20 protein-coding genes and 1 riboswitch are annotated in these 21,151 nt (G+C 27.0%); all 20 genes read right to left on the bottom strand.

All coding sequences use genetic code 11. The annotated features are described in order from the left end of the window. Positions 1-9: 9 nt before the first annotated feature. The gene (locus KYD98_RS06815) at positions 10-891 is read right to left on the bottom strand and encodes a YicC/YloC family endoribonuclease (RefSeq protein WP_219778857.1); all 882 of its coding nucleotides are present in this window, start codon (positions 889-891) and stop codon (positions 10-12) included. A gap of 331 nt (positions 892-1,222) precedes the next feature. Next, positions 1,223-2,596, bottom strand: coding sequence for an NCS2 family permease (locus KYD98_RS06820; protein ID WP_219778858.1), 1,374 nt, complete (start codon positions 2,594-2,596; stop codon positions 1,223-1,225). An 83-nt stretch (positions 2,597-2,679) separates the two neighbouring features. Continuing rightward, positions 2,680-2,780, bottom strand: a riboswitch (purine riboswitch). A gap of 74 nt (positions 2,781-2,854) precedes the next feature. Then, positions 2,855-3,877: an asparaginase gene (locus KYD98_RS06825; protein WP_219778859.1), complete on the bottom strand. Its 1,023-nt coding sequence runs from the start codon at positions 3,875-3,877 to the stop codon at positions 2,855-2,857. Between the two features lie 324 nt (positions 3,878-4,201). Continuing rightward, complete coding sequence (locus KYD98_RS06830; protein ID WP_219778860.1) at positions 4,202-4,609, bottom strand: PBECR3 domain-containing polyvalent protein; 408 nt, start codon at positions 4,607-4,609, stop codon at positions 4,202-4,204. A gap of 194 nt (positions 4,610-4,803) precedes the next feature. Next, on the bottom strand, positions 4,804-6,282 hold the full coding sequence (gene spoIVA, locus KYD98_RS06835) for a stage IV sporulation protein A (RefSeq protein ID WP_219778861.1): 1,479 nt from the start codon (positions 6,280-6,282) through the stop codon (positions 4,804-4,806). Between the two features lie 297 nt (positions 6,283-6,579). Then, a complete protein-coding gene (locus KYD98_RS06840) occupies positions 6,580-7,572 on the bottom strand; it encodes an NAD(P)H-dependent glycerol-3-phosphate dehydrogenase (protein ID WP_219778862.1) in 993 nt (330 codons plus the stop codon). Between the two features lie 2 nt (positions 7,573-7,574). Then, complete coding sequence (der, locus tag KYD98_RS06845; RefSeq protein WP_219778863.1) at positions 7,575-8,891, bottom strand: ribosome biogenesis GTPase Der; 1,317 nt, start codon at positions 8,889-8,891, stop codon at positions 7,575-7,577. Next, entirely contained in the window at positions 8,892-10,226 is a 1,335-nt protein-coding gene (locus KYD98_RS06850) for a DUF512 domain-containing protein (RefSeq protein ID WP_219778864.1), read from the bottom strand. It abuts the gene before it with no gap. A 361-nt stretch (positions 10,227-10,587) separates the two neighbouring features. Continuing rightward, positions 10,588-11,244 carry a phosphate signaling complex protein PhoU gene (gene phoU / locus KYD98_RS06855; protein ID WP_219778865.1) on the bottom strand — a complete coding sequence of 219 codons (657 nt, stop codon included), beginning with the start codon at positions 11,242-11,244 and terminating at the stop codon, positions 10,588-10,590. A gap of 15 nt (positions 11,245-11,259) precedes the next feature. Next, a complete protein-coding gene (gene pstB / locus KYD98_RS06860; protein ID WP_219778866.1) occupies positions 11,260-12,009 on the bottom strand; it encodes a phosphate ABC transporter ATP-binding protein PstB in 750 nt (249 codons plus the stop codon). A 10-nt stretch (positions 12,010-12,019) separates the two neighbouring features. Further along, positions 12,020-12,904: a phosphate ABC transporter permease PstA gene (pstA, locus tag KYD98_RS06865; RefSeq protein ID WP_219778867.1), complete on the bottom strand. Its 885-nt coding sequence runs from the start codon at positions 12,902-12,904 to the stop codon at positions 12,020-12,022. Next, complete coding sequence (gene pstC, locus KYD98_RS06870; protein WP_219778868.1) at positions 12,904-13,797, bottom strand: phosphate ABC transporter permease subunit PstC; 894 nt, start codon at positions 13,795-13,797, stop codon at positions 12,904-12,906. Before pstC ends, pstA begins: the two co-directional genes overlap by 1 nt. A gap of 23 nt (positions 13,798-13,820) precedes the next feature. After that, the gene (locus KYD98_RS06875) at positions 13,821-14,717 is read right to left on the bottom strand and encodes a phosphate ABC transporter substrate-binding protein (protein WP_219778869.1); all 897 of its coding nucleotides are present in this window, start codon (positions 14,715-14,717) and stop codon (positions 13,821-13,823) included. Positions 14,718-15,161: 444 nt separating this feature from the next. After that, positions 15,162-16,835: a HAMP domain-containing sensor histidine kinase gene (locus tag KYD98_RS06880; RefSeq protein ID WP_219778870.1), complete on the bottom strand. Its 1,674-nt coding sequence runs from the start codon at positions 16,833-16,835 to the stop codon at positions 15,162-15,164. Continuing rightward, on the bottom strand, positions 16,835-17,539 hold the full coding sequence (locus KYD98_RS06885; RefSeq protein ID WP_219778871.1) for a response regulator transcription factor: 705 nt from the start codon (positions 17,537-17,539) through the stop codon (positions 16,835-16,837). The genes KYD98_RS06880 and KYD98_RS06885 overlap by 1 nt, the downstream gene beginning before the upstream one ends. 12 nt (positions 17,540-17,551) lie before the next feature. Continuing rightward, positions 17,552-18,295, bottom strand: coding sequence for a peptidoglycan editing factor PgeF (gene pgeF, locus KYD98_RS06890; protein ID WP_219779054.1), 744 nt, complete (start codon positions 18,293-18,295; stop codon positions 17,552-17,554). Positions 18,296-18,510: 215 nt separating this feature from the next. Then, on the bottom strand, positions 18,511-18,960 hold the full coding sequence (gene nrdR / locus KYD98_RS06895) for a transcriptional regulator NrdR (RefSeq protein ID WP_219778872.1): 450 nt from the start codon (positions 18,958-18,960) through the stop codon (positions 18,511-18,513). Between the two features lie 76 nt (positions 18,961-19,036). After that, a complete protein-coding gene (locus KYD98_RS06900) occupies positions 19,037-19,306 on the bottom strand; it encodes a YlmC/YmxH family sporulation protein (protein ID WP_219778873.1) in 270 nt (89 codons plus the stop codon). A gap of 274 nt (positions 19,307-19,580) precedes the next feature. Beyond that, positions 19,581-20,354: an RNA polymerase sporulation sigma factor SigG gene (sigG, locus tag KYD98_RS06905; RefSeq protein WP_219778874.1), complete on the bottom strand. Its 774-nt coding sequence runs from the start codon at positions 20,352-20,354 to the stop codon at positions 19,581-19,583. A gap of 81 nt (positions 20,355-20,435) precedes the next feature. Then, on the bottom strand, positions 20,436-21,143 hold the full coding sequence (gene sigE, locus KYD98_RS06910; protein WP_219778875.1) for an RNA polymerase sporulation sigma factor SigE: 708 nt from the start codon (positions 21,141-21,143) through the stop codon (positions 20,436-20,438). Positions 21,144-21,151 lie beyond the last annotated feature (8 nt).

A 21,151-nucleotide genomic window follows, 5' to 3' on the forward strand; every position in this document is an offset into this window, starting at 1 on the left:
TCCTCCTAATTACTCTATATTTTGAACCTGTTCTCTTATTTTTTCAATTATGTTTTTTATATTTATAACTTTATTAGTCATATTTATATCTGTAGATTTTGATCCTACTGTATTAACTTCTCTATTCATTTCTTGAATTATGAAATCTAGTTTCCTACCAACTGGTTCCTCTAAATTTAAAGTTTGTCTAACTTGGCTCAAATGACTTCTAAGTCTTACAATTTCTTCGTCAACCGCTGCTTTATCAGATAAAATTGCCACTTCTTGTGCTATTCTAGATTCGTCTACATCTACACCTATTAACATTTCCTTTAATCTTTCCTCAAGTTTTTGTTTATAACTCTTAGGAATATTATCAGCTATATCTTCAATTTCTTGAACATATGCTTCTATTATATTTAATTTTTTTAAAATATCACCTTTTAATTTTTCTCCTTCTTTTGATCTCATTTCTTCCATTAAATCAAGTGAGTTTTCTATTAAAGGTCTTATTTCATTTAAAATATCATCTAAATTTTCTTCTTTTTCAACTAAAGTAATAACTTCAGGTAATGATGTTATTTTAGTAGTAGTTATATCGTCAACTAAATTTAATTCTTGTTGTACTCTTTTTAAGCAATCATAATACTTTTGAGCCAATTCACTATTTAAAGTTGGTTCAGCATTTCCTTTAGAATAGTTTTTATAATTAATAAAAACATCTACTTTTCCTCTATTTAATCTATCATTAATTATACTTCTAATTTTCTCTTCTAATGCTAACATAGATTTAGGCATTCTAATATTTATATCCAAATATCTATGATTAACACTCTTCATTTCAACTGAAAAACATAATGCTTTACCCTCTTGGCTTTGAGCTCTTCCAAAACTTGTCATACTCATTGTCATATATAACACCTCCTCTTAATTTTTTTATTACATAACTAGCATATGTAAATTCTATAATTCATAAATAACTATTGCATATTCATGAATAGTTATTTCTAGATTTAATATAAAAATTAAATATCAAGTAATATTTAATGAAATTTACTTCTTAATTGAATATAATCTCCACTCAAATCCAAGACTTCTGTTTATATCCTATAAATATAATAATTAATTATATTTTTTCAGTCAATTATTTGTTCATATTTTGTTCATATTTATTTTATAAATTAAAAAAAGGTACAGAATTTAGCAAAAACTAAGTTCTATACCTTGTTTCAATATTATTTCTTTATAAGAAAAATAATTTGAATAAAAATATTATTGCTAAAATTATCATAACTAAAGATACTTTTTTCTTATCCTCTTTACTCTTAGCAAAAAATATATTATATAATACATTTATGAATACATATGATAATACACCAAATATTAATCCATCACCGATACTATAAGTAAGTGGCATTAAAGCAATTGTTAAAAATGCTGGAAGCCCCTCTGTAATTTCATCAAAATCTATATTTTTAGCAGCACCAAGCATCAGATAACCAACATATATTAAAGCTGGTGCTGTTGCACATGATGGAATAGCAATAAATATTGGTGAAAAAAACATTGCAATTAAGAATAATATCCCTGTTGTAATAGCTGTCCAACCAGTTCTACCACCTGCTGCTACCCCTGTTGAACTTTCTACATAAGTTGTTACTGTTGATGTTCCAATACATGCACCTACTGTTGTACCAATAGCATCAACTAATAACGCTTTTCCTGCGTTAGGTACATTTCCATCTTCATCAAGCATTCCTGCTCTTGAACAAACTCCAACTAATGTTCCAACGGTATCAAAAAAATCCACAAATAAAAATGTACATACAATAGTTGCAAATGTCCAAAGATTACTTGGGTGAAATGCATATCCTAAATCTATTTTTCCAGCAACTGGTGCAATGCTTTCAAATTTAAATACTCCAGTTGGTAAATATATTCCTAACTCTGATGCAAGTGTTGGGTTACTTAAAGCATATCCCCATGCTAATAATGTACTTATTAAAATCCCTACTAAGATAGAGCCCTTAACTCCTTTTTTATCTAATATCGCAATAGTAATCAAACCAATACATGTAATTAAAACAGTTGGAACCGTAAAATCTCCTAATGATAATAAAGTTGCTTCATTTTTTATAACTATTTTACTTCCTACTAATCCTATAAAAGCAATAAATAAACCGATACCTGCTGTAACAGCATATTTCATATTTTTAGGAATAGCATTTACAACAGCTTCTCTAATTTTAAATAAAGACATTAAGATAAATATTATTCCTTCTACAAATACTGCTGTCAAAGCTACTTCCCATGATATCCCTTTCCCTAATACTACTGAATATGCAAAATATGCATTTAATCCCATACCAGATGCTAACGCAAAAGGTAAATTTGCAAATATACCCATAAATATTGTCGCAAATGCTGCTGATAAACATGTTGATGTTACAATAGCACCAGCTTCCATCCCTGTTTCTCCCAATATATTAGGATTTACTGCAATTATATATGCCATAGTTAAAAAAGTTGTAATACCAGCTACTATTTCCTTTTTAAAATCAACATTTTCATTAGATAGTATACCCAGTACTTTTTCTGACCTTTTTTCTTGTTGCATTTTTATTCCTCCTAATTCATTTAACTAAAAAAGTCGCTAGGATCTCCTCTAATAGATAACCCATAGCGACTAAATTTAATAAAAATTAATACATCTATACCCATAGTCAGATTATTTACGGCATCTGGTAGATACTTGTGAACCATATTATCACAATTATATGAGCTATCTCATCACGAATATTATTATATATTCAAATACGAACATTGTCAATTAATTTCTATTTATTATATGTAATTTTTGCAATTTTTACGAATGTTATACTGTTATATGAAGTGTTTTATTCAGTTTTTTCACTTCATAAACACCACATTCAAACATTTGTCTTATTTCTTTCATGTTAAATCCATAATTTATCGCTATTAATAATTTTATTCTAGCTTTTTGACCAGTTAATACATCTCCAAATATAGCACCATATTCTCTTATATTTTTTCCTCCACCTTCATATCCATAAGATTCAAATACCCTTCCTTCAAAGCATCTAGATACAATTACTACTGGAATATTTTTTTCTATTGCTCTTTTAATTCCTAATGCCATTAAAGGGGTTACATTACCTCTTCCCAATGCCTCTATGACTATACCTGAATACCCATTATTTATTGCAAAATCTATAAAATCAGAATTCATCCCTGCAACACATTTAATTAATGCAACCTCTTTTTTAACATTATTAATTTTAATATGTATAGATTCTGGACTATTTCTATAAAAAATAACTTTATTATTATCTACAATTCCTATTGGACCAAAATTAGGTGTACTAAAAGCATTTAAAGCCATAGAATTTTCTTTTGTAACTTCTTTTGCACTATGCAATTCTCCATTAAAACAAACTAATACTCCTCTATTTTGTGCTGCTTCTGAAATAGCAGTACATATAGATGTTGCTAAGTTAAAAGGTCCATCATATCCTAGTTCATCACTACTTCTCATTGCTCCTGTAACCACAACTGGTTTATTAGTCTTTAAAGTTAAATCTAAAAAATAAGCTGTTTCTTCTAATGTGTCAGTTCCATGTGTTAAAACAACTCCATTTATATCCTCTCTATCTAATAACCCCTGTACTAAATTTGATAATTTTAGCATTAATTCTGGTGTCATATGAGGAGATGGCAAATTAGAAAAAGTATAATTTTCTATTTGAGCATATTCAGGAATTCCTGTAACCATTGCCATTATATCTTCTCCACTCAAACTTGGAACTGCTGCTTTTATCTTTTCATCTACTTTCATTGAAATAGTTCCACCATTAAATACTACCGCTACTTTCTTCATTATTATTCCTCCAAATTTAATTTATATTCCAATATTTTTAAGAGATATACTCTAACCAAATTAATACATTTATAATCTTTTATCTAACTTTTATAAAAAAGCACTACAGCTTATTTACTTTTCTAATCATTATTTAATATAAATTATACATATATTTATCTTTTTATAATTAGTCTAAAGCATAAAAATACTCTTGGGAATCCAAGAGTACAAAAATTATTTTTGGCAGGTCGGCGTATCCTGCATCTCTGTTTACTAAATAATATAGCGTATGAGGAGCCTTTTCTCACCTCAAAAATTAATTTTATTTAAAAACATAATACTTTATTCTAATACATCATTACAGCTTATTAAACGTCCACTATTTAATCTAGCATTTATTTTTGATTGTGTGATAGGATACATAGTTGCCACGTATATATAGTGTTCTTCTTCATCAACTTCTAAACCCAAAAGAAGACTATTGTCAACTTTCTTTATTAATTCTAAAGATCCATTTTCTCCTCTTAATTTATCTAAACCAATATAATCAGGATCATTAATTATTTCTTCCATAGTTTCTATTATATTGTGTTTAACCTTTTTTGTGAGTTGTTTTCCATGTTTTTTTATTATATGATTTATAACTCCTGGAGAGGCATAAACAGTGGATGGAAATTCAAATTCTACAAGTCTAGTTATTGAGAGTTTTAATTTCCCGACTTTTTTGTAGGCTTTATATACTCTTCTCATGCTATCCCTCATTTATATCCTTTCTTTTATTATATAATATTAAAACACTATTTGCTATGTATTCACTGAAAATATTTATTGTTTAATTTATGTATGTATTTATCTTTAAATTTTAATTTAAGAAATATTATTTTAAATTAAAATGGGGTTTAAAAGCATACTTCTAAACCCCATTAATTACTATATACTTTTTATTAAAGTATTATACAGATTAATCCACCATTTCCCTCATTAATAATCTTTTGAAGTGTTTTTTGAATTTTAACTTGTACATCTTCAGGCATTTTGTATAATTTATTTTGAAGTCCTTCTTTAACAAGAACTTCTAATGATTTACCAAACATATTGCTTTGCCATAACAATGCTGGATCAGTTTCAAATTGTTCAAGCAATCCTTTAACAAGTTCTTCTGATTCTTTTTCTGATCCCATTATAGGACTTATTTCTGTTTTTATATCACATTTTATAAAATGCAAACTTGGTGCACTAGCTTTAAGTTTTACCCCATATTTATTTCCTTGTTTAACTATTTCAGGTTCTTCAAATTTCATTTCAGCTAACTGAGGTGCTACTAATCCATATCCTGTTTCCTTAACATCTTCTAATGCATCCTTAACTTTATCATACTCCATTTTTGCATGAGTTAAATCTTTAATTATACCTAAAAGGTCACTTTCTGAATTAACTTCTAGATTACAGATTTCACTAAGTACTTTATAAAATATTCCATCTTTAGGTTTCATAAGTATATTAGCTGTTCCATCTCCTAAGTCAATTTCTCTTATTGAAGCTACACCCATAAATTCTCTGTCTCCAAAACCCTCTAATACAAACCTAATGTCTCTTACTTTTGAAACATCATTACTCATATCCATAATTATGTTAAAAAAGTCTTTTTTTAGCCAATGATTCCCATCTAATTTTTCTAACCATTCTGGAATATTTATATTAATTTCTTTTATTGGGAATTCTTTAAGTACATGCTCAAATAAATTTTCAATATCTTCTTCATTCATGTTAGATATATCCATAATCTTAACTGAAACATTATATTTTTCTTCTAATTCTTTTTTTAAAGCTTTAGTTTCTTGAGAATTTGGTCTATTGGTATTAAGAACAACAACAAATGGCTTATTTAATGATTGAAGTTCATGAATAACTCTTTCTTCTGCTTCTACATAATCTTCTCTAGGTATACCTGTAATGCTTCCATCTGTTGTAATTACTAAGCCTATGGTTGAATGATCACTTATAACCTTTCTTGTACCAATTTCAGCTGCATCTTCAAAAGGAATTTCATACTCATACCATGGTGTATGTACCATTTTACTTTCTTCCCCTTCCAAATATCCCAATGCACTCTTTACAATATACCCTACACAATCCACCATTCTTATTTTAAATTTAGTTTCATCTCCCAAATTAATTTCAACTGCTTCATTTGGAACAAATTTTGGTTCTGTTGTATGAATACTTTTTCCTGATCCACTTTGTGGTAATTCATCTTTTGCTCTTTCTTTTTTATAAGTATTATCAATCTTTGGTATAACCATAAGGTCCATAAACTTCTTAATAAAAGTAGATTTTCCTGTTCTTACAGGTCCCACTACTCCTACATATATGTCCCCTTGAGTTCTTTCAGCTATATCTTTGTATATGTTAAAGCTGTCCACACGATTCCCTCCTTATTCTTTTTACCAATATATATATATTCTTGTGTAGTAAAAAATATACAACTTATAAAAAATAATAATGTGATATATAATTATTTTTACTTTTCAAGTTATCTATAATGTATTTATAAATTATATTTTTATTTAAGTTACACATAGATTTAACTTTATTATAATTTTATTAATAATAAAAAGTCCTAAAAAGATCCTTCTACCAATATTTATGGCTTGAAATTTCTTTTTAGGACTAAATATATAAAATATTATAAATGTATCAACCTAATTAAAATATATCTGTTAAAATATTTCATTTTTCTTATCTCTAAGCATAAGTTCTGCCACCCCTTCTTTTGGGTCTTTAAATTCAAACAAAACTTTATATAACATATCAGTTATAGGCATAGATATATTTATCTTTTCCTTCAATTCATAAAAGGCTTTACATGCCTTTATACCTTCTACTACCATTCCAATACGTTCAAGTACTTTATCAATTGGCATACCTTCTCCTATTAATAATCCTGCTCTTCTATTTCTAGAATGCATAGATGTACAGGTTACTATTAAATCTCCCATACCAGTTAGACCATAAAAAGTTTCTTCTTTTCCACCAAGCTCTATTCCAACTCTTGCAATTTCTTTCATTCCACGTGTCATTAAAGCTGCCTTAGTATTATCTCCATATCCTATCCCATCTAAAACACCTGCTGCTAATGCAATTATATTCTTTACTGCACCACCAACTTCTACACCTATTATGTCATCATTAGTATAAACTCTTAAAAAAGGTGACATAAATAAATTTTGAACGTCATCTGCATATTTCATAACTTCTGAAGTGGCAACCAAAGTAGTTGGAAGTTCTAATGCTACTTCTTCAGCATGACTAGGTCCAGATAAAACCACTACTGGGTTATCTAGTTCTTCATTAATCACAATAGATAATCTTTTATTACTATGTTCTTCAATACCTTTAGCAATTGAGATTATTGGTATATTATTTGGTATCTTACCTTTCAAGCTTTTTGAAACACTTCTTATAACATGAGAAGGTACTGCTAAAACTATATATTCTGCACCATTAACAGTTGCTTCTATATCATTAAATGCCGTGACTCCACTAGTGATTTCTAAATTTTTAATATATTTATTGTTTTTTCTATTTCTATTTATATCATTAACAACATTTATATCTCTATCATATATACTTACAATATTTTTTTCTTTAGCAAGTAATACTCCTAATGCAGTTCCAAAACTACCTCCACCTATAAAAGCAACCTTATTCATAACTATTCCTTTCTTTGTCTATATTCTATTTGTATACCTGTTCCTTTAAAATCAAAACTATTTCTTAATTGATTTTCTAAATATCTTTCATAAGAGAAATGTCTAGCTGTAACGTCATTAACAAAAAATACAAACTTAGGCGGCTTTGTTGCCACTTGTGTTGCATAATAGATCTTTAATCTCTTAATTCCAACCACTGGTGGTTCTTTCATAAGAACAGCTTTACTTATAACATCATTTAATATTCCTGTTGAAACTCTTTTATTATAATTATCATAGCATTTTTTAGCTACTTCTAATACTTTATGAGTTCTTTGTCCTGTCAATGCTGAAATAAATAAATATTCAGCATATGATAAGAATTTCAAATTACCTTGTAAATCTTTTTTAAATTTCTCCATTGTCTTATCATCTTTATCTATAAGATCCCATTTATTAACAATGATCATTATAGCTTTATTTAATTCATGAGCATAACCAATTATTTTTTCGTCTTGTTCTGTTACACCTTCTTGTGCATCAATCATAAGTATGCAAACATCTGCTCTTTCTATTGATGCATAAGTTCTTATAACACTATATTTTTCTATTTCTTCTTTAACCTTGCTTTTTCTTCTAAGTCCAGCAGTATCTATTAAAATAAATTTACCTTGTTCTGTATCTAAATAACTATCTATTGCATCTCTTGTAGTTCCAGCTATATCAGAAACAATAAGTCTTTCTTCTCCTAATAGTTTATTAATTAAAGATGATTTTCCCACGTTAGGTTTACCTATCATAGCTATTCTAACATATTCATCATCCTCATTTTCTGCTGCTACTTTATCAAAATGTTCAACTACTCTATCAAGCATATCTCCAAGTCCTAATGCTTGAGATGCTGAAATTGTTATTGGATCACCAATTCCTAAATTATAAAATTCCCAACTATTTTCTTCATATTTTAAAGAATCAATTTTATTTACAACTAATACTACCGGCTTTTTACTTTTTCTTAACATATTAGCAACTTCTTGATCCGCTGCGGTTAAACCTTCTTTACCATCAACTATAAAAACTATTACGTCAGCTGTTTCAATAGCTATATTAGCTTGCCTTCTCATTTGTTTTACAATAATATCATCATTTTCTGGTTCTATTCCACCAGTATCAATCATTGTAAAGTTATAATTTAGCCATTCAGCTTCTGCATAAACTCTATCTCTTGTTACACCTGGTGTATCTTGTACAATTGAAATTCTTTTTCCTGCTAATTTATTAAATAATGTTGATTTTCCTACATTAGGTCTTCCTACTATAGCAACTATTGGTTTTCCCATTTAAATCTCCTCCTTATACTCATTGAGTATTTTAATTAAATCTTCTCCTGTGTAATCTGTAACTATTACTTTAACATCTAAAGCATCTTCAATATCCCTTATTTTAACATCATCTAACATAATTCTTTCAGTAGAATCTGATAATTCATATCCTCTTCTAAACATATTATCAGACAACAATAAGTATTTACTATTTATTTCTCCCTTTAATTGTTCTATTATATCTGTGCCTGTTAAAAGTCCAGTTACTGTTATTGTTTTTCCAAAAAAATTATTTATTATTTTATAAACATCTAATTTAATATTAGGATTCTTCTTTAAAATCTTATTTCTAGCTTCTAAAATTTGATCATATGCTAAAGCTCCTGTTGCAATAGAAAAACTTCCTTTAGCATTTTCATCTAAATCTTCTATTGTTTCATCTATTACATCTTTAAAATATCTTACAATTCCAACTCCATCTTCTAACTGTTCATATCCATTATAAAATTCTTCATTTGGAATTTTCTTTCCTGAAACTATGTAAAACTCATCAGATAACCTAACAAAAGGCTCATTAATCTCTTTTATGTATTTATCTTGAAGTTCTTTTATCATTTCAATTTCTTTAGCTGATTGTTCAGGAGTAAATGTTTTTACATGTACAAGTTTTTCTCTAAATTTAGTTATTCCAATTGGAACGACCGCTACACTTGAAACTGATGGATAAAGATTATATAAATCTTCTATTGTTTTTACAAGTTCTTCACCATTATTTATTTCTGGTATACACACTATTTGAGCATTAATTTGTATTCCTGCTTGTGCTAATTTTTTAAGTCTTTCTAATATGTTGCCTGCAAACCTATTATTTAACATTTTAACTCTAAGTTCCGGATTAGTTGTATGTACAGAAACATTTATAGGGCTTATGTGATATTTAATTATTCTATCTATGTCTTCTTCCTTCATGTTTGTCAATGTAACAAAATTTCCTTGAAGAAATGATAATCTAGAATCGTCATCTTTAAAATATAAGGTGTTTCTCATTCCTTTTGGTAATTGATCTATAAAGCAAAAAATGCATTTGTTACTGCAGCTTTTAGCTTTATCCATTATTCCGCCACCAAATTCTATTCCTAAATCTTCTCCATAATCTTTTTCAATTTCTATTTCCCAGATTTCTCCATTATCTTTTTCTATTTCTAAAAGTAACTCTTCATCTGCTGCTAAAAATTTATAATCTATAATATCTTCTATTTTATTTTCATTAATAGATATCAAGTTATCATTTACTTCTATCCCTACTTCTTCTGCAATACTATCTACTTCTACTTTTGTTATAATATTTTTCATCTTTTCACTCCTAATTATAACATTGCTATCTTTGTTATATTACATTAATACTAGAACTAAGTCAACAAAGCTTGTCTTATTAATGTTAATATAATTAAATTTCATTCTACCCAATTAACTAGTTAATATTTGTAAAATAAAAATTTAATACAATATTTCTTATTAATTATAACTTAAAATACATCTTTATTAAAAATAGAGATATGTTTATTTTAAATGCAAATTATTAATTAAGGCAGATAAAAAAATAATAGACCAATATGTTCGTCTCTTTAATCTATTATTTTATTTTATGTCCCTTAATATCTACACTTAAAATAAACATATCTCCTTCTCAATAAATATATTTTTACAAAAGACTTTATTCATTTAAATCTACATAAGTTCCTTTTTTTGAAAATATAGTCCATTCACATATATTAGTCACATGATCTGCTATTCTTTCTAAATATTTTATTACAAATAAAAGTTGAGTTCCTTGATTGATTGAATTTTCATCTTGTTTAATTTCATCTATTAATATACCAAATAATAATTTATATGAATCATCTATAGCATCATCCATTTTACATACTTCATATGCAAATTCCACATCATCTTTTATATATGCATTTATAGATAAATTTATCATATTCCTTACTTTCTCTTCCATATGCCATAAACTATCTATATTTTCTTTAAATAAACTATCATTTAATCTCTTAGCTATTTTGCATATATCCACAGCATGATCTGCCATCCTTTCTAAATCTGTTACAATTTTTGATGCAGTAAAAACTCTTCTTAAATCTATAGCTACAGGTTGTTCCATAGCTATAAATTTAATGCATTCTTCTTCTATTACTTTTTGCAATTCATCAACTTCATCATCACCTTTTATAACCTTATCTGCCATTTGTGAATCATGACTTTTTAATGCAATCATGCTTTCATGTATTTGTTTTTCTACTAGACTAGTCATTTTTAATAATTGCCTGTTTATTTCTTTTACCCTTATATCTTGAGATACTCTTGTCATAAATTCTCCTCCTTATTAGCCAAATCTTCCTGTTATATAATCCTCCGTTCTTTTATCTCTTGGATTGTAAAAAATATCTTCTGTTTTTCCATATTCAATTACTTCTCCATTCAAGAAAAATGCAGTTTTATCAGCAATTCTTCCTGCTTGTTGCATATTATGTGTTACTATTATTACAGTATATTGTTTTTTTAATTCATCCATAAGTTCTTCCATCTTACTCGTAGATATAGGATCTAGAGCTGATGTTGGTTCATCCATAAGAATTACTTCTGGTGATACTGCTAAAGTTCTAGCTATACATAATCTTTGTTGTTGACCACCAGACATTCCAAGTGCACTAGATTTTAATCTATCTTTAGTTTCATCCCAAAGAGCAGCACCTTTTAAGCTTTTCTCTACTATTTCATCTAAAACTTTTTTACTTTTGATACCATGTATTCTAGGTCCATAAGCAATATTATCATATATACACATCGGAAAAGGATTTGGTCTTTGAAATACCATTCCTACTCTTTTTCTTAAATGTATTTCATCATAATCTATATATATATCTTTATCTTCAAATAGAACTTCACCTGTTATTTTTACAATATCAATCAAATCATTCATTCTATTTAATGTTCTTAAATAAGTTGACTTTCCACATCCTGAAGGTCCAATTAATGCTGTTACTTCATTTTTATTTATACTCATATTTATATTTTTAAGTGCCTGTTTTTCTCCATAATACAGACATAAATTTCTTGTTTCTATTATCCCCATAAGTATCCCTCTACTTTCCACTATAAGCTTTCATTAATTTGTTTCCAAACAATCTTGCAATAATATTAAATAACAAAACTGCAATTATAAGTACAGCTGCTGTTCCATTAGCTATTTGTGCTGCATCAACAACAGTTCCTTCTGAGTTTAATTTCCATATATGAACTGCTAATGTTTCAGCTGGTCTAAAAAGAGAAAATGCCGATTGATTTCCAGTTAAACTTATAGTATTAAATTTCAGTGTTTTTGAACTTAATCCTGCAGTATATAAAAATGCAGCTGCTTCTCCAAATATTCTTCCTGCTGATAAGATAATACCTGTTAAAATTTCTCCCATAGCAGTTGGTACTGTAAGCTTAGCTAATGTTTGCCATTTAGTTGCTCCAAGTCCTAAAGATGCTTCTTTCACTTTTTTACCCGCTGCAATAATAGCATTTTCAGATATTCTAGTCATAGACGGTATATTTAATATACTTACAGATAAAGCACCTGCAAGTATTGAATAACCCCATCCAGCCATATTAACAAATACTAATAATCCAAACATTCCTATAACTATAGAAGGTAATGAAGACATTGTTTCTAGTGACATTCTTATAAAATTAAGAAGTGCTCCTTGCTTTGCATATTCGGCCAAATAAATTCCTGCTCCAATTCCAATAGGTACTGTTATTATTAAAGAAATAAATAACATGTAAAAAGAATTAAATAATTGCGGGCCTATCCCGCCTCCTGCTCCGGTCAATTTAGGTTTTCCAAATAAAAATGAAGGTTTTAACATACTTCCACCCTTATATAATATATAGGCAATAAAAGCTCCTAATAATACTACTATAAAAATACTTACTATATAAAATATAATTGTTGCAAGTTTATCTGCTTTTTTTGCATTCATTATACTCCACTCCTTTTTTCAATCTTTCTAACTACAACTATAAATCCAAAGGAAATTAAAAGTAATATCAATGCTAAACTCCATAGAGCATCATTCCAATAAGTTCCTGCAACAGTATTTGCCATTTCCATAGTTATAATACTTGTTAATGTCGCCATGGAAGAAAGAATACCTTCTGGTAATTTTATTGTATTTCCAATTACCATTTGAACTGCTAATGCTTCACCAAAAGCTCTTGCTATTCCAAGTACAATTCCTGTAAGTATTCCTGATTTTGCACCTGGAACTATTATCCTAGAAATTGTTTGCCATCTAGTAGCCCCTAATCCATATGATGCTTCAATATGATCTTGAGGTATATTCTTTATAGCATCTATAGATAATGTTGCAATTGTTGGTAATATCATTAATGACAACACTAAAGTTCCAGCTAATAAAGAAAACCCCATACCACCAAAATAATTTTTTATTAATGGTACTAATACAGAAATACCTACCCATCCATATACAACTGAAGGTATTCCAACTAAAATTTCTAAAGAAGGCTTAATAACTTTATTTCCAAATCCTTTAGATATAACATTTACAAAGATTGCTAAAGCAACTGCAATTGGTGCACTTAATATTATTGCTCCTAATGATACAAATGTCGAACCTATTATGAAAGCTAAAGCTCCAAAAGAAGGCTCTCCTCCTTGACCAGGCTTCCAATTATTACTAAATAAAAATTCTATAAGACTATATCCATCCTTTGTAAACAATCTTATTCCTTTTGAAACTATGAATAATATTATCGATATTGTTATTAAAATAATTAATATTCCACATAGTCCTGCAAAGCCTTTACCTAAGTATTCATTTTTAAGCCTTTCTTTGAAACTTCTTTTTTCCATAATTCTACTCATCCTTTAATTTATTATTTTACTTTCATTTCGCTACCTGATATAAATCCTAAATTATTTATAGTTTCAGCATTATCAATACTTGTTATAAACTCTATGAAGTCTTTAGATAATCCTGTTGCTTCACCTTTAGTATACATATGTCCCCAAGACCAAAATGGATATGAACCATCACTTATATTATTTTTTTCTGCACTAATTCCATCGATTTTAACTACGCTTAAAGTATTCTTAGCTTCTTCAGTATTCATATATGAAAGTGCTAAATAACTAATTGCTCCATCATTTTGTTTCATTGCTGTTAATACTGCTCCATTTGAATCTTGAGTAGCTCCTAAAGTGTCATTTTCTAAAGCTTTATCTCCATCTAATACTGTCTTTTCAAAAGTTGCTCTTGTTCCTGATCCTGATGGTCTATGAATTAATAATATTTCTTTATCTGGACCACCAACTTCTTTCCAATTTTTAACCTTTCCTGAGAATATGTCTTTTATTTGACTTTTTGTCAAAGAATCAATTCCTAGAGATTTATTTATTACAATTCCAAATCCTTGAGCTATAACTTTATGATCAACTAATTCTGCTGCTTTATCTTTGTCTAATTTTTCTTCTGCAAATATATCTGAATTTCCAATATCAACTGTGCCATCTAACACTTGAGTTAATCCTGTACCAGAGCCACCAGCTTGAGCATTAATTTCAGCATCAGTATTTTTTTCAGTATAATTTTCAATCGATTGTTCCATTAATGGCAGTAATGCAGATGATCCACTTATTGTTATAGATCCAGTTACATTTGTTGGTGTACTATTATCTGTTTGAGTTTTATTTTGTCCACATCCAATCATAGATCCAGTTATCATTGTTACTACTAATGCACTTACTATAAATTTCAAACTTCTTTTTTTCATTTTAAATACCTCCATTAATATTTCAATTTTAAATTTTAATACTATTAATATTGTCTTTATCTGCCTTATACGATTATAATATACCCCATAAGTTAATCTATTATTAGAAAAAAGTTAATTTATATTACAATTTTGTTAAAACAATTTAACAAAGTTTTTTAATAACTTAACTTCTAAAATTATAAATTTAAATTTATAATTAAAGCATAAAAAAATAAGTAAAGTTATTTTTTATAACCTTACTTATTAATAATCTTAAACTAATATATTTCAATAAAACATTCTAAAAAGTTTACTAATTCAATATATATGTTCTAATTAATTTATTATATTTTAAATTTTTACATATAATAAATTTTTTATATAAGTTCCTCACTATACTGATAAGTTAAATTATTTATAAATATTATAAGATTTATATTAATAAACAAACTTTATTAGAACTTATATATATTTTATTTTTACTATAAATTTAGTTCCTTTACCTAATTCACTTTCAACTATAATATCTCCATTAAATGTTTTTACTATATGTTTTACAATAGCTAGTCCTAATCCTGTTCCTCCTTTTTTTCTAGACTTATCTACTCTATAAAATCTTTCAAATATTCTAGGAAGATCTTCTGATGGAATACCTATTCCATTATCGCTTACTTCTAAATAATAATATCCATTTTTACTATAACTTATTATTTTAACATATGAATTTTTTTCAGAATATTTCACACTATTCTCTACTAAATTTAAAACTAATTGAAAAAATCTATCTGCATCTCCAACTATAAGTTCTTGATTATCATCATTGTATTCTAAAACTATCCCCTTATTATATGCTATTTTTTTTACCATATTTATTACATCTTCAATTACTACACCTGGTAAAAATTCATCTCTTTGAAATGCAACATTACTTTCAATATTAGCTAATACTAATATATCATTAATTAGTCTAGATAATCGCTCAGACTCTTTATCAATTATATCTAAAAACTTTCCTCTTGTTTCTTCATCTTGAACATATCTTAATGTTTCTGCAAATCCTTTTATTGATGTTAATGGTGTTTTTAATTCATGTGACACATTAGCAACAAATTGTGTTCTCATAAGTTCTAACTTCTTCAAATCTGTTATATCTTGTATGGTTATTACTTTACCTATTTTTTCTATACCATTTATTATATTTGCTTTTTTTATTTTTAAATTACGTTCTATAGGATAAAGTATTTTTATCTCTTTATCCATTTCTTCTTCTGTTAAAAATTTGTTTATATCATAATCAGTTATATAGTCTACTAAAGGCTCACCAATTATATTCTTTTTTATTCCAAACACTTTCTCCGAATAAGGATTTATTGCTATAACAATATCATTATTATCTACTGCTATAACTCCACTTTCCATACTTCTTAATATAGATTCTATTCTTGTTTGTTTTTCTACTACTTCATTTATTTTTATTTGAAGCTGATCTGCAATATCATTAAAATTTTTTCCTAAAATCCCCAATTCATCATTGCTATTTATTTTTACTCTTATTCTATGATCTCCATTAACCATTTTTCCTGTTACATTTTCTAATTTCTTTACAGGATCAATAATCATTTTTATTAAATTTAATGATAATACCATTGTAATAATCATAACCACAATAATTATTGCTAAATAATATTTATAATTTTCTTTTTGGAACACTTCAATCATATTTACTGGTATTGAACTTCTAACTATAATATCATCATTTAATTTCTTAGCAGAATATATTAAATCTGTATTTAAAGTTTGACTATATCTTACAGCAGATCCTTCCTCATTTTCTAGTACATCTTTAATTTCCTTTCTATCACTATGATTATCTAAATTATCTACTTCTGTATCATATAACACATTTCCATTTTTATCTATAAATGTGAATCTGACAGGGATGTCTTTTACTTTTATATCATTTAATCCTTCTTTATTAATATCATCAAATTTAGAAATAATTAAATTAATATTTTTAAGTTCATCTTTTGCTTCTCTAATATTTTGGAAATTGCTTAATAATACAAAAGATGCAGTAATAATTATAAGTGCAAATAAAACTGTTACAATTACAGATATCAATATCTTTCTTCTCATTATTTTTCTTCTTGGTTAAATCTATAACCAACTCCTCTTATTGTTTCAATAAATTTGGGATTTTTATCATCTGCCTCTATTTTCTTTCTTAAGTATCTAATATGAACATCTACTGTTCTTGTTTCACCAATATATTCATATCCCCAGATTTTATCTAATAATGTTTCTCTTTGAAGAATTTTTCCTTTATTTTTTATAAGTATTTGTAGAAGTTCAAACTCTTTTAATGTTAATTCAATTTTATTATTATTTACAAACACTTCATGACGTTCAAAATCTACTTTTAAGCTTTGTGATTCATAAATATTTTCATCAAAATCTATATTTGAATATGCCCTCCTAAGCACCGCTTTTACTCTTGCAAGTAATTCTCTTACTGAAAAAGGTTTCGTTATATAATCATCAGCACCTAATTCCAAACCTAATATCTTGTCAATTTCTTCTCCTTTAGCTGTTAACATTATTATAGAAATATTTTTAGTATTTTTATTTCTTTTTATTTCTTTACATACATCAAATCCATCTATACCCGGAAGCATTAAATCTAATAAAACTAAATTTGGATTTTCTTCTTTAGCTATCTTAAGTGCATCTATACCATTATATGCCTCAAATACTTTATAGCCTGCATTCATTAAATTAAACTTTAATAATTCAATTATATGTTCCTCATCATCAACTATTAATACCTTCTCTTCTGCCATTTTTTTATCTCCTTATTCTAAAATTCCAAAAGCAAACATTCTTCCATAGTCTCCATTTGATTTTCTATATGAATATAATTTTATATCATTATTACAATACGTACATAGGCCTAAAGTATTTATGTTATTTTCTAATAATCCTGAATTCCTTAAATCATTAACTATACATAATTCTAAATTAAGATTTCTTCCATTAAATAAATATTTTTCATTTATATCTTTTTTCTTTTTAATAAATTTATGCTTAAGTTCTTCTGAAACTTCATAACAACATGATCTAATATGTGGACCAATATATGCTTTAATATTTTTTGATTCGCAATTATAATCTTTCTTCATCTTTTCAATAGTCTTTAATGTTATCGATTCAAATGTACCTCTCCATCCGCTATGAACTGTAGCTAATACTTTCTTAACTTCATCAATTAATATTACTGGCACACAATCTGCTGTAAAAACTCCAATGATAACATTCTTGTTATTTGTTATTATTGCATCTCCCTCTTTATTATTAATTTCTATATTTTTATTATCATAAGACAATACATTATTACTATGTACTTGTTTAAGATATACTACATTTTTTACACTAAATTCATCTTTTAATAAATCTAACTCGTTAATTCCTTCTTTTGTATTTCTATTAAAACTTCTTTCATTTTCAGCCGTCGAAAATATAATTTTAGCAATATTGTTTATTTTAATTATAATAAATCCATCTTTTTTCTCTAATTTTTTATAATCTATATTATTCAGAATTATTCCCCCTTAAAATCTATATAATTATTCTAACATTTTATTTGTATTATAAAAAAATTATTAACTAAATTTTAACACTAAAATAACATACAATATAAGTATTAAAGTTCAAATTTACTGTAAATATGCTAAAAAGGACTTGAAAATTATTTTCAATATCCTTTATATATGATACTAAGAAGATTAAATATTACTTATAATATTTAATCTTCTTAAACTATAAGATTTTTAATCTCTTCTAAAAAAGTATTTATATCCTTAAATTGTCTATAAACAGATGCAAATCTAACATATGATATTTCGTCTACCTGTTTAAGTTTATCCATAACCATTTCACCTATATCTTTTGATTCAATTTCATTAACCATACTATTAGAAATTGATTTTTCTACTTCATAAGCTATATCTTCTATTTGTTTTCTTGATACTGGCCTTTTTTGACATGCAACAATTAAACCATTTATTATTTTCTCTTTATTAAAATTTTCTCTAGTTAAATCCTTTTTAATGACTGAAATAGGGAAATCTTCGACTTTTTCATAAGTTGTATATCTTTTATTGCACTTAAGGCATTCTCTTCTTCTTCTTATAGTAGTATTATCATCTGTTGCTCTTGAATCAATAACCTTACTTTCTTCAAAGTTACAAAATGGACATCTCATCCTTAATCACCTCTTTACTTTAGTACCTAGAGTCCTTTAAGTATAGATTTATTATACATAGTTTTTTCTAATCTGACTAGACATTATTTAAATTCTGATTCATTCTTTCTCCTGTATCTACAAGGATAACGTCTACCCCTATTCTAACAATATCATTCCACATAATCTCCTTTTCCTCCTCTTTTCCAAACCAAGATTTTGTTGAACCTGGTAAAATTAATGATGTAATTTTATTTTCTTCACAATCAACTTTAAAATCTTTGACAAAACCAAGTTTTCCTCCTGTTGATATATCTATTACTTCCATATTTCTCATTGCATTAAGAGAATGCATTTCAAGTTCCATACTTTCTCCTCCTTAAAATAAACCTTAAATTGTATTCTTTTATAATATATGTATACTTATTTTACTTAATTACTACATATAAAAAATTGCTAAATCACTGTGGAACGCCACCTCTTTTAGTCATGTAGTATTTCTAAATGTAATTCAGTGATAATGATACGTAATATGATGCTTTTTATTAATTTTGTTTTTTAGATGTAAATATATATAGATTAATACTCAAAGTTTATAATAAAAAAACTGATATTAAATTAATATCAGTTTTTTATAACAATTAAATATGTTTTCTCATATGTTTTAAAGCTGTTTTTTCTAACCTTGAGACCTGTGCCTGAGATATTCCAATCTCATCTGCTACTTCCATCTGCGTTCTTCCTCTAAAAAATCTTAAATTAAGTATTAATTTTTCTCTATCAGTAAGTTTTTTCATTGCTTCTTTTATAGATATGTTTTCTAACCAACTTTCATCAGAGTTTTTTGAATCACTTATTTGATCCATAACATATATGGCATCTCCACCATCATGGTAAATAGGTTCGAATAATGATACTGGATCTTGTATTGCATCCAATGCAAATACAACTTCTTCTCTTGGTAACTCAAGTTCCTTTGCTATTTGTGATATAGTAGGCTCTTTATTATTATCTTTTATAAATTTATCTCTTACTATTAATGCTTTATATGCAATATCTCTTAATGATCTGCTTACTCTAATAGAATTATTATCTCTTAAATATCTTCTAATTTCTCCTATTATCATAGGAACTGCATATGTTGAAAATTTAACATTTTGAGATAAATCAAAATTATCTATTGATTTCATTAATCCAATACAACCAACTTGAAATAAATCATCAACATTTTCCCCTCTATTATTAAATCTTTGAATAACACTAAGAACTAGCCTTAAATTTCCCTTTATAAAAGTTTCCCTAGCACTTATATCCCCTTCTTTTAAAGCTAAAAGAAGTTTTTTCTTTTCTTTTTCTTTAAGCACCGGAAGTTTAGAGGTATTTACTCCGCATATTTCCACTTTATTAATAACCATAAGTACCATCCCTTTCGGAAGTAATAATCTACTGCATTAAAGAGTATCTCCGCTAGATGATACTTTTATACTTAAGACAAGCTAAATCATTTTGCTTATTTCTTTCTTTAATCTCCTGATTATTTTTTTTTCAAGCCTTGAGATATATGACTGAGATATGCCAAGCATATCTGCCACCTCCTTTTGAGTCTTTTCTCTGGTTCCATTTAATCCAAATCTTAATCTTACTATTTCTTTTTCTCTATCATTCAGAATCTTAAGAGCCATTAATAGTAACTGCTTGTCAACTTCATCTTCAATAAAATTATAGACTTCATCATTTTCGGTTCCTAAAATATCTGATAATAAAAGTTCATTTCCATCCCAATCAATATTTAAAGGTTCATAAAATGAAATCTCTGCTTTTATTTTACTATTTCTTCTTAAATACATTAAAATTTCATTTTCTATACATCTAGATGCATATGTTGCAAGCTTTATTTTTTTTTCTGGATTAAACGTATTTACAGCTTTTATTAAACCAATTGTTCCTACAGATATTAAATCTTCTATATGAACTCCTGTATTTTCAAATTTCCTTGCTATATATACAACTAACCTTAAATTTCTTTCTATTAATACAGTTCTGATGCTCTCATCACCATGCATCAAGTTGTTTACTAAGATCTCTTCTTCATCTTTTGAAAGTGGCGGTGGAAGAGCATCGCTTCCCCCTACATAATATAGTTTTTTTCTTAAAAATTTAAATCTTGATATTATATTATTAAAAATTACACTTAAATTAATCATGATACACC

Origin of the sequence: Clostridium weizhouense (genome assembly GCF_019431045.1) — a bacterium.
GTDB classification, from domain to species: Bacteria; Bacillota; Clostridia; order Clostridiales; family Clostridiaceae; genus Clostridium; species Clostridium weizhouense.